A 14,101-nucleotide genomic window follows, 5' to 3' on the forward strand; every position below is an offset into this window, starting at 1 on the left:
CACTCCACTACGGTTCTATCAACTTCATCTCATCGATACCAGCTACAGCGCACGGCCAGTTTGCGTGATCGTTTCCGCCATTTGGAAAATTTGGCGACGAACATACCTCGCAAATACAGGCAGAAGCTGCGCGGCGTCACTTGCGTTGGCGCGTAGCAACAACCAAGTGACGCGCGCAGCGCGTATACGTCAACACCACTTAATACGGCCTTCTGCGACGACGCTTACCGTCTGACCAACACGTTGTTCGTTATCACAACCTTCAACCGCACCAACATTCAGTGAACGTTGGCAACTTATCTGAGGAGGAAATCAACGCGATATCAAGGCGACGTCAGTGAACCTGACGGACGGAGGCGTTCTGAGAAATCAGGAACCGGCATTAGCCGCGATCAGCTCTGAGAGCTGTGGAGACCTCGCAACAACTCAACATTTCGCCGCCCCGATGCACAGATATCCGCTGAGACGCAGGAAGCGCAACCTGTAACCGTGCCGTCGGGGTAGAGATGTTTTTTGGAGGATGTATGTCGCGAGGAAATAAGCAGTTCAGCAAACAACTGGTGACGCTGGCCAGACAATCTGGCGGCAGTTTCAAAACCGTTGCAGATCGTTCGCGCATAGCAGCACGGCTGGCAGAGCACATGCTGAAACTCAACATCCAGATCAGAGACGTGAACCATATAAAAACTCATCACATCGAACTTTATGTCCGAAGCCGCCTGGCGGATGATATTTCTAAGCGCACGCTGCAAAACAAAATGGCGGCGCTGCGCGTAATATTTGCCACTACTGGCAGAACAAAATTGACTGATCCAAAGTATGAGAAGTTGAGTAAAGATGAGCCCAACCTGTCAGGTGCCAGCTGAGCCGGATCAAAGAGGGCAGTTACGGATGAGCGCTTTCACGAGGCGCTCGCCCTCGTACGGAGTAAAGACGAAGGTATCGCGTTGGAGATGGAGATTGCGCTATCTCGGGTTGCGAACGGAAGAAGCGGTGCGGTCGGCTAAATCACTTAAGACGTGCAGCAGGCGATGGCGCGTGGGGATGAGCGATCGCGTGTAATGTTCGGTATCAAAGGCGTTAGGCCGAGAGATACAACGGTCGTTAGGTGTGATGAACTGGTGCGCAGCTTGAATGCTGCGGTGGCTTATACGGCAAAATATGGTGGTAAGTCGGTAGATAAAGCAAATTAGAGGAGCGCTATCGCTCGGTATCGAAATGTGGCCAAGTATGCAGGACTATCAGGGTTAGAAGTAACGTACAGTATAAGATATGCCTATTCGCGTGAGGCTACAGAGTGGCATATGAAAAACGGCCTCAGCAGGAAAGAAGCTGAGGCGATGGTTTCAATGGATTTAGGCCATGGTGATGGCCGGGGAGTATTTGTATCAAGAATATATAATCGTTAAGTGACTTTCTTATAATGGGTTTTTAATTGATTGTAAATATCATGAAAAAGCTTACCTAAAATACTGTTAGAATAGTTCCTCGTGTCAAATAGTAATGCTGATGAGATATTAATTTCATTTGTTAATTTAAGCTGACTGTTTCTGGAGTATTCATCGAGGGTAATAATGTTTTTGGCGAAGTTTACAGCTTCAAAAATCGTATACTGATATCTTTTCTTGATTAGAAATGTTTCAATTGAAAGGTTGGTTTTTTTGCATGTTGTTGGAAGCAAATCAATTTCCACATCCTTCTCATTTATATCACTTAATATATTTATTTTTTCCCTATTGGTTTTTCCTGTCAAAATAAATTGAATATTCTCATCATCAAACAAAGGATGTAAGTGGGGTTGCAAATAGAAATCCTTGATGTTTTTAAGGCTTGAATTACAGGTTGAACATGATGGTATGAGATTAGATAAACTTAATGCTAAATGTGGATATAAATCTTTGGAAAAAAAGTGATCTAACGTAGGCCTGAATGAACCGTTTAAATCTTGGACTGTAAAAGCAAAGGCTTGATTACAATAAGGGCATGTTCGAGATTTTGACTTTGCACATAAATCATATGCATCATAGGACTTCTTTTTATCTGTAAAAGCTTTATAATTAAATATTTTCTTCAAGTCACGCTTTAAGCGAGCAATAACATTAGGTGTTGTCGAATTAAAGGCAATAAGCATATCAAAATGTCGGGCCGAGCGAATTAAATCATCCAACTTATCAGAAACAATAAGATCACCATTCTCTAATAAAAAATCAACGGTGTGCATTGATAAATTGTTTTTCCTTAGAGGTTGCGATGTGAATGAGTCTATTCTTGACTTGACATATTCATTATGAGTTTCTTTAATATCACTCCAGTTGTTTTTTATTGAAACAATCATGGCATCACCCCATTATCTCGCATAATCCTATCTAATTCTCTTTTAATAATCTCATTATCAATTGATTTCAGGACCACGCAGTCTCGCTCACTTAACTCACCATTAGTAATAGAATCTACCAATTCATTTATTCTTTTTGATGCAAACTCACCAATTGTTTTAGAACCAAAGGACTCATTTAGCAGAATGTGTATAGGAGCCGCAAAACCTGATTTTACTTTCCCATCATCCATTATACATATATATTCCTTGGGTATATCCGTTGCTAGTAATGGTGAGTGTGTCGCAAGAATAATCTGTAATGTTTTGATATCTAGCTTAACTTTTAGGTAACCCAATAGTTTATTTAATTGATTAATATACTTTCTTTGCCATTCTAAATGAAGAAAGGCATCACCTTCATCAATCAAAATTAAGAAACTTTTTATTTTCTTCGAAGACATTGTTATTAAGGATGATGCAAGAGATGATACCTGAAGTAAAAATGATAGTTCACCTGTACTCATATCACTAAATTCTAATGAAAAACACTCTTCCACACTATGTGATTTTAATAATGATGAGGCCATATAAGGATCAACTGGAATTCCAGGTCCATCTAAAAGATTTAAATTGTTTTTGTACATAGCAAGAAATATTTTTACTTTATTATAATCATCATGGAATTGATAGAAGCTTCTTTTACTACTGCTATTAATTTCAATCATCGTAGAATTAAGGAATTGAGCCAAAATCTGAATGGCCGCTACTCTCTTAAATGAGCCATTTTTCCTCTTAGCATTGAGGGTTATTACAAACGCCTTTACACCGTCATCCAATAATACAGAACTTAATTTATCAAATATTTCATCAACCAAGTCTTCTAACAATTTCTCCTTATCTTTTAGAAATGCGTTTTTTTCCGCTGTAGTCTTAGGCTGCAAGTCTCGTTTGATATCTAAATCCATTTCTATGAATTTTTTAATTAGAGAGGGAGTATCAAATATTTTTCCGATAAAATTATTATCAGATTCCTTTATTGATGCTATAAGCCATTTAATCTCCGATCTGGCATCAACGTTAGCTTTCAGAACAACATTTGGCCTTATACCAAACTCTTCTATAATGTCTTTGTAGTCTAATAAACTGATAACATTAAATTTCTTGTTATAATTTGGAGATGCATCCTTAAACCTGCTCGATGGATGAAATTTTGGTCGATGCGGTACCGGTGAGTAATAGACGACGCCCCAATCCCTAGTTTCTTGGTCAGAATATTTATTTTGTTGACCGTGGAAGTTGATAGTACAATCGCCAGTGAATGCGCCTACATGGGAGGATCTAAATTCATTTATTACTTGTCGAAAAAAATATGTTTTACCTGAACCATTCTCACCAATGATAAGAGACATTGAATCGACATCAAAAACATTATCCTTTCCATCATCACGAGTTGTTAAAAATAATTCATTTCTTTCAACCTTTATTGACTTGATCATAATTCCCTCTATTCTTAAAAGATATTTGTTGCCTGATTTATGATAAAACTTCACGGACCTGAAAGAAGCGCTAACTGGCGGTCCCTATACCCGCACACCTTTAGAGCGGGTGCCATCCATGATGGTTAAGGTTCTCTCATCACCTTGCCTAACGGCACGCATTACCCACCCTAACGGGGATTTACTCCCGTTAGCGGATAAATCCCCATTTTTCACATCTGGAGGATTTACCTATGGGCTATTGCCATTGCTATACCTAACTGAAATCAGTACCTGAAGATCAGTGGTTACTGTTCACCGTACAGCTATCAAACGTATTTTTGATAATACAAAACCGGCACGTTCTCGGCCATAAGCAACTGTTGGTTCTTTGCACGAGCGATGGCCGTTATCCACTTCTGCAGCCAGCGGATCTCATAGTGCAAAGCGGCATTCGACAACCCGCTATCTCTTTTAACGGCGAAGAGAAGGAAAATCTTGAGTATGAAAGTTTTTTCCTTCGCCAACATTCGTCTGGCAGTGAATTCTGCAAGACATCGTTCAACTGGTCACCAGACCGGCCTTATGACTTTATGGTGAAAGCCACACTACTGCTGGCACATCGATTTTGCATCGGCTGCTATGACATCTCATCAGATGGCACGCTTGCTGAATGGCTTGATGTTCAGGAGTGGCTTACAAAGCACTTAAGTGGCCAATGGCCAATACCTGAAGCAATCCTTCATAACCTCGAGTAACCACCCTCAATTTCAACCTGCCCGGTGGCGTATCATTTCGCCATTACGTGAAGGGATACGCCACGTAAGGAGTATCCCACGCCGACCAAACACATAAAACCTAAATCCCAAACCGACCAAGCTGATCTCTACCAGCAAGTCATCGGCGAAATCGTAGCGTCGATCGAGCGAGAAGCTTTATCCTGGTGTAAACCCTGGCGAGACAGTAAGCGTTCCGCTGAATCTCCGATCCTATTCAACGCGCCGACCCGCCGCCACTACTACGGAGTAAATATCACGCTGTTGTGGTTAGCAGCCGAGGAGCAAGATTTTCAGTCCTGTCACAAACATCTGCCACATCCGAATTATCAGATTAATGGCGTGCTTTGTGCTGATAGGCGCGGTCAGACACTGGAAATGCTAAACACTCCCAGCATGCATGTGACTTAAGTTGAATTAAATCGCGCGTATTACAATTCTGCTGCTGGTTGAATTGTATTACCGAAAACCTTGGAAATCATATTTGCTTAATAAAAATGACATCCATACTTTCTTAATTAATTGATGTCATTGATTGTAATTATGCAGAAAGGATAGAAGAGAATTTTTGAGGAATACAATGGGAAATGGGGCCGCCCATAACTCTAAGCATCACCTATAAAAACTCAGAAAGACAATTGTAATTAACATAAGGCAACAGTACGGCAATTATTTTTAGTACCAATAAAAAAAGGGTATCAGCGCTAACTGATACCCTTTCAGAAGGTTGGCTTTAAACCAGGATGGTGCATTTACTCTGCACTCAATGTTGCTGGAACGCCACCTTCTTTCAGTCACCCGTCAGAAAATGTCTTTCTGACCAGTGCCTTGATGTGAGTGGTGCCCGGACGCGGAATCGAACCACGGACACGGGGATTTTCAATCCCCTGCTCTACCGACTGAGCTATCCGGGCAACGGGGCGCATTAAACCTTACTCGCGCCGTACCGTCAAACGCTTTTCGGTAAAAATCAGCTGACTGCTGCCTTTTGCAGCAACCGCTGGACCCGATGGTAAAAACCTGCGCAACCGCGTCATTTAGCGGTGAATTTTTAGCCACTCACGCCGATAACCGTGCTGACATCCCATAACCATAATAAGGTCCACCATGTTCAGCACTATTACATCGGGAATCCTGTCGCGCCTCGCGTGGCAGAAACGCAGTCACAGCAGCGCAACGCTCAGTTCGCTGCAGGAGGCCATCGCCATGGTTGAGTTTACGCCTGATGGTCACATCCTTACCGCTAACGCGCTGTTTCTGGAGCGCATGGGCTACACGCTGGCAGAAATTGTCGGCCAGCATCACAGCCTGTTCTGCACGCCGGATATGGTGCAGTCACCGCAGTATCGCGAGTTCTGGCAGCGCCTGAATCGCGGCGAAGGCTTCAGCGATAAGTTTTTGCGCGTGGCGAAGCACAGCCGTCCGATCTGGCTGGAAGCCAACTACGTACCGGTGCAGGATCGTCACGGCCGGGTGATTAAAATCGTCAAGCTGGCGAGCGATATCACCGCACGCATCATGGATGCGCAGGAGCAGCGCGCCATGACCACTGCCATTGAGCGTTCGATGGCAGTCATCGCCTTCAACCTCAAAGGCGAAGTGCTGATGGCCAATGATAACTTCTTCAATACCATGGGCTATCGCGCTGATGAGATCATCGGTCGGCATCACAGCCTGTTCTGTCCGCCCGACATGCGCACCAGCGAGGCCTATCGTCGCTTCTGGCACAAGCTCAATCAGGGCGAATATATCTCCGGCCAGTTCGAGCGCGTCAATAAGCAGGGCAACACCGTCTGGCTGCGCGCCACCTATAATCCGGTGTTTAACAGCGCCGGCGAGCTGTACAAAGTGGTGAAGTTCGCCACCGACGTTACCGCGCAGGTGGAAAAGAACCAGCTGGAGCGCGAAGCTGCGCAGCAGGCATGGCAGACCGCGCTGCACACCAGCGAAAGCACCCAACAGGGTGCGATGGTCATTGAGAACAGCGTGCAGAATATCAACGCGCTGGCCAGCGAACTGCACGGTATTTCTGGGGATATCAACGATCTGAGCGACTCATCCGATCGCATCGGCGCCATCGTGGAGAGCATTCGCCGCATTGCCGACCAAACCAATCTGCTGGCGCTCAATGCCGCAGTCGAAGCCGCACGCGCCGGTCAGCATGGCCGCAGCTTCGCCGTGGTCGCCAGTGAAGTGCGCACCCTCGCGGCGAACATCAATCGTGCCACCAGCGAAATCGAGAGTCGGGTGAAACATAATCACCTGCTGGCGGATAAGGCGCAGAAAGGCATCGCGTCGAACCTGAAACGTGCCGATCAGGGCGTGGCGCTCGCGCAGCAGGCAGGCGGAGTGATTGCCGAAATTCGCGGCAGCTCCAGTGAAGTGGTACGCGCCATCAGCCACGTCGCCGATGCGCTAAAAGCCCCGCAGTAAGCGTCGCGTCGCGCGCGGCACGGCGGTGACATAAAAGTGTCATCGCCGTGTCGTAGCCTAAGATTATTCCTAATCGACGCCAGAATCCTTCTTATGCAGCTGCCTGATTCACCCACCGGGCTTAGCGCCCTGTCGGCCCGAGCCCGTGCGCGTTCGCTGTGTATCGCCGTGCCGTTCGTCACACCAGCAATGGACAACACGGCGGTAATGGCGCTGTTTAGCGAACACAAAGATTTGATTGGCCTGCCGGTGGTGGAAAACGGCACGCCGTTCGGCATGATTAACCGCCACATCTTTCTGTCGCAAATGACGCGCCCGTTCTTCCGCGAGCTGTACGCTCGTAAAAGCTGTATCGCCTTTATGGATAAACAACCGCTGGTGATCGATGCCGAAACCGAACTCGATCGGGTCGCGCAGCAGGTGGTCGCCAGCGGGGATAAATCAGTGACTGATGGTTTTATCGTGACTGAACAGGGCCGCTATATTGGCATCGGTCTGGGTATCGACCTGATTCGTACCGTCTCCGATTTGCAGGCGCAGCAGCATCAGCAAATTTTACAGAGCATCGATTACGCGCGGGTGATTCAGGACGCGATGCTGGACCGCTCGCGGCAGCAGATGGCGCAGCAGCTGAGCGACTGGTGCCTGCACTGGCAGCCGCGCGACGGCGTGGGCGGCGACTATTACGCCTTTCACCGCGACGAGCACGGCTGGCTGGCGCTGATTGCCGACTGCACCGGTCACGGCATTCCCGGCGCGTTTATGACGGTGATTCTGCATGCAGCGCTGGAGCGTGCGCTGCAGCACAACCATCGTACGCCGTCTGCCCTGCTGCAGGCGCTTAACCGCCATATCAAACAAACCCTGGGCCAGCTTAATGCCTCGCAGCAGACTTCGCTGTCCAACGACGGCTGCGATGCGATTGCGCTGCGGCTGGAGACGGCCAGCCATCAACTGAGCTGGGCCAGCGCGCGCATGCACGCGGTGCTGCAGCCGATTCAGGGTGAAGCAGCCGCGCTGCAGGCCGATCGCGTCGGCGTTGGCTACACCGATACGCCGCACGACTATTGCTGGCCGCAGCAGCAGCGCACACTGCAGCCCGGCGATGTGCTGCTGGTGATGAGCGACGGCGTGACCGATCAACCCGGCGGCGCGCGGCAGATTATGTTCGGTAAAAAGCGGATTCAGACGGTCATTGCACAACATAAAACCCTGCCGATGGCCGAGCTCTCCACGGCGTTTGCGCAGGCATTTCTTCACTGGCAGGGCAACCAGCCGCGACGCGATGACGTCACCTGGTTTGGCCTGCGTTATTAACGAGCCTCTTATGCATCCAGCTTCCACCGGCACGCACCTGCCGCCCGACAGCGTTGCGCTACACTATACCGGCTTCTTTTCGCCGCAGAACATCACCGCGATGGGTGAAGTGATCAAAGTGTTTCTGGAAAACCAGCAGGCCCCGCTGAAAGTGCGCCGCCGGCTGTTCTCCAGCTTTGTCGAGATTGTGCAGAATATCCTGCGCTATTCGCAGGACAGCCGTACCCTGAGCCACGCCGAACAGCACTTTCGCTTTGGCACCGTAACGCTGCACGTGGATGGCGATAACTACGTGCTGGAGAGCAGTAATCAGGTCGAACAGGCCGCCTGCGAGCAGCTGCGCGACTGGCTCGATCTGCTGCGTACCATGAGTAACGACGAAATTAAGCAGGCCTACCGTGTCGGTCTGCGCACCGAGAGCCCCGCCGCCAGCAAAGGGGCCAATATCGGTTTGCTGACGCTTGCCCGTGATGTCAGTGAACCGCTGGAGTATGAACTGCGTCCGCTGCCCGCCAGCGGCTACGCCACGTTTTGGCTTAAAGCCACCATTCACCAGGATTGAGGTTGTATGCAAAACCTGATTATCGCTGCCACTGAGAGCACGCCCGAAGTGAGTTTTGATTTTGCCACCCGCCAGTTTGCGCTGCGCGGCGAGTCGTGGCCGGAGAACGCGGCGGCGTTTTATCGCCCGCTGCTGGATGCCCTTGAGCAGTGGCAACCCACTGACAACAACGCGGTGGTCGTCACTATCGCGCTGCGCTACTTCAACAGCTCCAGCACTAAAATGCTGTTCAGCCTGTTTGATCTGTTCAACCAGCTGGCGCAGCGCGGTCAGCGCGTCACGCTGAACTGGCTGTTTGATGCGGAAGATGACATCGCGGAAGAGTTTGGTCAGGAACTGGCGCTGGATTTTACCGATCTGCAGGTTAATCTGCAGGCGGAACTAGCGTCATGATGGACCTCAACGAGCTGTTCCGTGAAGAGAGCGAGGTGCTGAATCGCTCACAGCATGTGGCGGCGCAAAACACGCTGAGCGCGCAGGATTACCGCGAGGCGCTGCTGCACCTGAATCGCCACTATCAGCGCCTGATGCGCGAAACCTGGCGGCTGATCTCCCGCAGCGATCGCGCGGAGCGCGAGCTGAACCGCGTAAATGAGCAGTTAAACCAGCTGGCGCAGGAGCTGGAGTACAAAGCCAGCCACGATCCGCTAACGGCGGTGTGGAATCGCGGCGCGATTATTCAGCGCATCAGCCAGACGCTGGAGAGCGGCCCGGCGGCGCTGATCATTCTGGATATCGACCACTTCAAGAAGATCAATGACGAATACGGCCATCCGATGGGCGATAAGGTGATTTGCGGGCTGGTGACGCGCATTCAGGCGCACTGCCCGGCCGGCGCCAGCATTGGCCGCATCGGCGGCGAAGAGTTTACCGTGCTGCTGCCGCACTATCGTCTGTCCGACGCGGTGATTGTCGCCGGTGCGATCCACGCCTCGCTTAACGCCTCGCCGCTGGCGGTGCTGCCGCAGCAACTGGTGACCGCCAGCCTCGGCGTGAGCTACGGCAAGCCGGGCTCCGATTTCGACACGCTGTACAGCAATGCCGATGCTGCGCTCTACGATGCCAAACACCACGGCCGCAACCGGGTATTTTTCCGCTGATCAGCGCGCCTGCGCGGTGCTGGCCGTCTGCATCGGCACGCTGCTATCCGGCGGCGGCAGGAAGATGTGGTCGAGGATATTGCGCATCACCGGCGCGGCCGTAATGCCTTCGTTACCGCCGTTTTCCAGAATCAGCGCCACCGCCACCTGCGGGTTGTTAAACGGCGCAAAGGCGGTATAGAAAATGTGGTCGCGCAGGCGCACCGGAATCATCTTCGCGTTGTAAGTCTGGTTCTGCTTCAGGCTAAACACCTGCGACGTACCGGACTTGGCGGCGATGCCGTACGGCGCGGTATGGAAATATTTATAACCGGTGCCGTTAGGCGCGTTGGCCATACCAAACATGGCGTGGCGCACCAGCGACCAGTACGGTGATTTCGCATCGCCAATCTGCGGCTGCGGCGCGGTCGGCTGGTAAACCTGCTGCCAGGTGCCGCGCTGTGCTTTGGCCAGCAGGTGCGGATTAATCACCCGGCCGTTATTGATCAGCGCCACCATGGCTTTCACCATCTGAATCGGCGTGGCGATCCAGTAGCCCTGACCGATGCCCACCGACACCGTATCGCCCTGATACCACGTATGTTTATGCACTTTCTGCTTCCATTCGCGGCTTGGCAGCAGCCCGGCGTACTCTTCATTCAAATCGATACCGGTAGGTTTGCCGTAGCCGAACTGGCTGAGCATGCTGTGGATGCGGTCGATGCCCATCATGAACGCCACCTGATAGAAGAAGGTGTCGGCGGACTCTTCAATCGCTTTGGTGACGTCGAGCATGCCGTGGCCGGACTTTTTCCAGTCGCGGTATTTGCGATCGGTGCCCGGCAGCGTCCAGGTCGGCGCGCCAAAGAAGGTGGTGCCCGGCGTAATCACTTTGCTCAGCAGCGCCGACATCGCCATGTAGGGTTTTACCGTCGATGCCGGTGGATACAGCCCCTGGGTGACGCGATTGATCAGCGGCAGGTTTTTATCCTGCAGCAGCGTTTTATAGGCTTTGTAGCTGATGCCCTTCACGAACGGGTTGGGATCGTAGCTCGGGCTGGAGACCATCGCCAGCACGCCGCCATCGTGCGGATCCTCAATCAGCACCGCCGCACGCTGCCCGGCCAGCTGGCTCTCCACATACTGCTGCAGATGCAGATCCAGCGTCAGCCAGATGTTTTTGCCTGCTACCGGCGGCACCTCTTTCAGCACGCGCACGATGCGGCCGTGGTTATCCACTTCCACTTCCTGATAGCCGGTTTTGCCGTGCAGCAGGGATTCGTAGTAGCCCTCAATACCCTGCTTGCCGATGTTATGGTCGGCGGCATAGTTTTCGCCCACGCCCTCGGCATTGAGCCGCTTGTAATCGTTATCGTTAATCTTCGACACGTAGCCGACCACGTGCGCCAGATCCGCGCCGTACGGGTATTCCCGATCCTGATAGGTATCAATGGTGACGCCGGTGAAGCGGAACTGATTGACCGAGAAGCGCGCCACCTCCTCGTCGGTGAGCTCGGCTTTTAGCTCCACCGGTTTATAGCGGCTGCTCTGCTTCAGTTCATGCTCAAAGGTTTCGATATCATCCGGTGTCAGATCGACGATAGGCGTCAGCGCCTTCAGCGTCGCCTGCATGTTGTCGATTTTGTACGGCGTGACGAGGATGTCGTACCAGGTAACGTTGCGCACCAGCGGGATGCCGTTGCGATCGAAGATCAGCCCGCGCGTCGGCGCGATGGGGATCATTTTGATGTCGTTCTCGTTGGAACGCGTCTGGTAATAGCTGTGCTGATCCACCTGTAAGCGATACAGGTTGATGCCAAGAATGGTGAAGCAGATAACAACCAGGGCAAACGCCACCAGCGCGCGGCGCACAAACAGTTTCTCTTCGGCTTCGAAATTGCGGAAATTCATCAGGGGCTTAGTCTCTTCATTATCACGCTAATGATAAGGAGAGATCGCCGCAGAGCCAGCAGGAAGATGCACAAGCCTGGGTAAAAGTGTGTCAGATGTTTACGGTGGAGCGGCTACGTCAGGAATGCGGGACAGGGCGTTGACCGTTGCTCGATCAGTCCCCTCTCCCGCGCGAGGGCGTTAACCGTTGCTCGATCAGTTCCCTCTCCCGCGGGCGGGAGAGGGTTAGGGTGAGGGCGAAGAAAAACCCAGGAAAATCAATCCCCCAGCAGCACCGACTCCAGCGCGATCTTAATCATATCGTTGAACGTCGTCTGACGCTCTGCCGCGGTAGTTTGCTCGTGCGTACGGATATGATCCGACACGGTACAGATGGTCAGCGCTTTGGCACCAAACTCTGCCGCCACACCATAGATGCCGGCCGCTTCCATCTCCACACCGAGGATGCCGTACTTCTCCATCACGTCGAACATCTGCGGGTCCGGCGTATAGAACAAATCAGCGGAGAAGATGTTACCGACGCGCGCGTCCACGCCCAGCGCTTTAGCCGCGTCAACCGCGTTACGCACCATATCGAAATCCGCGATGGCGGCAAAATCGTGATCCTTGAAACGCATGCGGTTAACTTTTGAGTCGGTGCAGGCACCCATACCAATCACCACATCACGCAGTTTCACGTCTGCACGCACTGCACCGCAGGAACCCACACGAATGATCTTCTTCACGCCGAAATCGGTGATCAGCTCTTTGGTGTAGATCGAGCAGGATGGAATACCCATACCGTGGCCCATTACGGAGATTTTGCGGCCTTTGTAAGTCCCGGTGAAGCCCAGCATGCCGCGTACGTTGTTCACTTCGACCACATCGTCGAGGAAGGTCTCGGCAATGTGTTTTGCACGCAGCGGATCGCCTGGCATCAGCACCACGTCCGCGAAATCGCCCATTTCGGCATTAATATGAGGAGTTGCCATTGTTGTTCTTCCTTATCAAAAAGTGGTGGCTGTTTTACAGCAAGCTTTTGCCGTAGTCCATGCTGGACAGGCCAAAATAGCTGGCGATGGTCTGGCCGATATCGGCGAAGGTATCGCGGTAACCCAGCGAGCCCGGTTTTACTTCTGGACCGTAGATCAGAATCGGGATGTGCTCGCGCGTGTGCTCGGTGCCATGCCAGCTCGGGTCGCAGCCGTGGTCAGCGGTGAGGATCAGGATATCGCCCTCTTTCACCAGCGCCATCAGCTCCGGCAGACGACGGTCAAACAGCTCCAGCCCACCGGCATAACCGGCGATATCGCGGCGATGGCCCCAGGTCGAGTCAAAATCGACGAAGTTGGTGAACACTATCGAGTTGTCCGGCGCCTTCTTCATCTGCTCAATGGTGGCATCAAACAGCGCATCCAGACCGGTGGCTTTGACCTTTTGCGTGATGCCCTGCTCCGCGTAGATATCAGCGATTTTACCCACTGAAATCACTTCGCCGCCCTTCTCATCCACCAGCTTTTTCAGCATGGTTGGTGCCGGGGGTTCGACCGCCAGATCGTGACGGTTACCGGTGCGCTGGAAGTTACCGGCTTTATCGCCGACAAACGGACGCGCAATCACACGGCCAATGTTATAGCCGCCGTTGGTCAGCTCTTCACGCGCAATTTCACACAGCGCGTACAGGCGATCGAGGCCAAAGGTCTCTTCATGACAGGCAATCTGGAACACCGAATCTGCCGAGGTGTAGAAAATCGGCTTGCCGCTTTTCATGTGCTCCTCGCCCAGCTGGTCAAGAATTACCGTGCCGGAGGAGTGGCAGTTGCCGAGGTAGCCCGGCAGATCGGCGCGTTTTACCAGCGTATCCAGCAGCTCCTGCGGGAAGCTGTTCTCTTTGTCGCTGAAGTAGCCCCAGTCAAACAGCACCGGCACCCCGGCGATTTCCCAGTGGCCGGACGGCGTATCTTTGCCCGAAGAGAGTTCGCTGGCGTAGGCGTACGCGCCGATAATTTCCGCCTGCGGATCCAGTCCCGGCGGGAAGCGGCCGGTAGAGAGTTCCGCCGCTTTGCCAAGGCCGAGCGCGGTCATGTTGGGCAGATGCAGCAGACCTTCGCGGCCTTCATTGGCGCGGCCTTCAAAGCACGCTTCGGCGATATGGCCGAGCGTATCCGATCCTTCATCACCGAATTTATCGGCGTCTTTGCTGGAACCAATCCCGAAGGAGTCGAGAACCATAATAAAAGCACGTTTCATGC

The 14,101-nt window shown here is 51.8% G+C and carries 12 protein-coding genes, 1 tRNA gene and 1 pseudogene; 8 read left to right on the forward strand and 6 right to left on the reverse strand.

All coding sequences use genetic code 11. From position 1 onward, the window contains the following. Window positions 1-524: 524 nt before the first annotated feature. Window positions 525-1,409 (forward strand): annotated as a pseudogene (locus tag E7738_RS11180) (integrase domain-containing protein). Here E7738_RS11180 and E7738_RS11185 read toward each other — a convergent pair. Further along, the gene (locus E7738_RS11185; protein WP_394515633.1) at window positions 1,406-2,335 is read right to left on the reverse strand and encodes a hypothetical protein; all 930 of its coding nucleotides are present in this window, start codon (window positions 2,333-2,335) and stop codon (window positions 1,406-1,408) included. The pseudogene E7738_RS11180 and the gene E7738_RS11185 sit on opposite strands and share 4 nt — an antisense overlap. Further along, complete coding sequence (locus tag E7738_RS11190) at window positions 2,332-3,813, reverse strand: AAA family ATPase (RefSeq protein WP_394515634.1); 1,482 nt, start codon at window positions 3,811-3,813, stop codon at window positions 2,332-2,334. Before E7738_RS11190 ends, E7738_RS11185 begins: the two co-directional genes overlap by 4 nt. A 419-nt stretch (window positions 3,814-4,232) precedes the next feature. On the opposite strand from E7738_RS11190, the gene E7738_RS11195 reads away from it, so the two are divergent. Next, complete coding sequence (locus E7738_RS11195) at window positions 4,233-4,550, forward strand: hypothetical protein (RefSeq protein WP_394515635.1); 318 nt, start codon at window positions 4,233-4,235, stop codon at window positions 4,548-4,550. Between the two features lie 162 nt (window positions 4,551-4,712). Continuing rightward, window positions 4,713-4,979 carry an ArdC family protein gene (locus E7738_RS11200; protein ID WP_394516343.1) on the forward strand — a complete coding sequence of 89 codons (267 nt, stop codon included), beginning with the start codon at window positions 4,713-4,715 and terminating at the stop codon, window positions 4,977-4,979. A gap of 427 nt (window positions 4,980-5,406) precedes the next feature. Here E7738_RS11200 and E7738_RS11205 read toward each other — a convergent pair. Continuing rightward, window positions 5,407-5,482 (reverse strand) — tRNA-Phe (locus tag E7738_RS11205). 193 nt (window positions 5,483-5,675) lie between these two features. Between E7738_RS11205 and E7738_RS11210 the strand changes: the two genes are divergently transcribed. The 5 genes from E7738_RS11210 (at window position 5,676) to E7738_RS11230 (ending at window position 9,980) form a co-directional block, all read left to right on the forward strand. Continuing rightward, window positions 5,676-7,001 (forward strand): methyl-accepting chemotaxis protein, encoded by a 1,326-nt coding sequence (locus E7738_RS11210; protein ID WP_394515636.1) that lies wholly within the window; start codon window positions 5,676-5,678, stop codon window positions 6,999-7,001. A 93-nt stretch (window positions 7,002-7,094) separates the two neighbouring features. Then, window positions 7,095-8,318 carry a SpoIIE family protein phosphatase gene (locus tag E7738_RS11215; protein ID WP_394515637.1) on the forward strand — a complete coding sequence of 408 codons (1,224 nt, stop codon included), beginning with the start codon at window positions 7,095-7,097 and terminating at the stop codon, window positions 8,316-8,318. A 10-nt stretch (window positions 8,319-8,328) separates the two neighbouring features. Then, on the forward strand, window positions 8,329-8,880 hold the full coding sequence (locus tag E7738_RS11220; RefSeq protein ID WP_394515638.1) for a SiaB family protein kinase: 552 nt from the start codon (window positions 8,329-8,331) through the stop codon (window positions 8,878-8,880). A gap of 6 nt (window positions 8,881-8,886) precedes the next feature. Then, window positions 8,887-9,273 carry a DUF1987 domain-containing protein gene (locus E7738_RS11225; RefSeq protein ID WP_141496220.1) on the forward strand — a complete coding sequence of 129 codons (387 nt, stop codon included), beginning with the start codon at window positions 8,887-8,889 and terminating at the stop codon, window positions 9,271-9,273. Next, entirely contained in the window at window positions 9,270-9,980 is a 711-nt protein-coding gene (locus E7738_RS11230) for a GGDEF domain-containing protein (protein ID WP_021507652.1), read from the forward strand. Before E7738_RS11225 ends, E7738_RS11230 begins: the two co-directional genes overlap by 4 nt. On the opposite strand, the gene mrdA is transcribed toward E7738_RS11230, so the two are convergent. The 3 genes from mrdA to deoB form a co-directional block, all read right to left on the reverse strand. Next, window positions 9,981-11,870, reverse strand: coding sequence for a penicillin-binding protein 2 (mrdA, locus tag E7738_RS11235; RefSeq protein ID WP_058759549.1), 1,890 nt, complete (start codon window positions 11,868-11,870; stop codon window positions 9,981-9,983). Between the two features lie 257 nt (window positions 11,871-12,127). After that, on the reverse strand, window positions 12,128-12,841 hold the full coding sequence (gene deoD, locus E7738_RS11240; RefSeq protein ID WP_021507654.1) for a purine-nucleoside phosphorylase: 714 nt from the start codon (window positions 12,839-12,841) through the stop codon (window positions 12,128-12,130). A 34-nt stretch (window positions 12,842-12,875) separates the two neighbouring features. After that, window positions 12,876-14,099, reverse strand: a complete 1,224-nt coding sequence (gene deoB, locus E7738_RS11245; protein ID WP_394515639.1) for a phosphopentomutase — start codon at window positions 14,097-14,099, stop codon at window positions 12,876-12,878. Between the last annotated feature and the right edge of the window lie 2 nt (window positions 14,100-14,101).

Source organism: Pantoea sp. SGAir0430 (genome assembly GCF_043549295.1).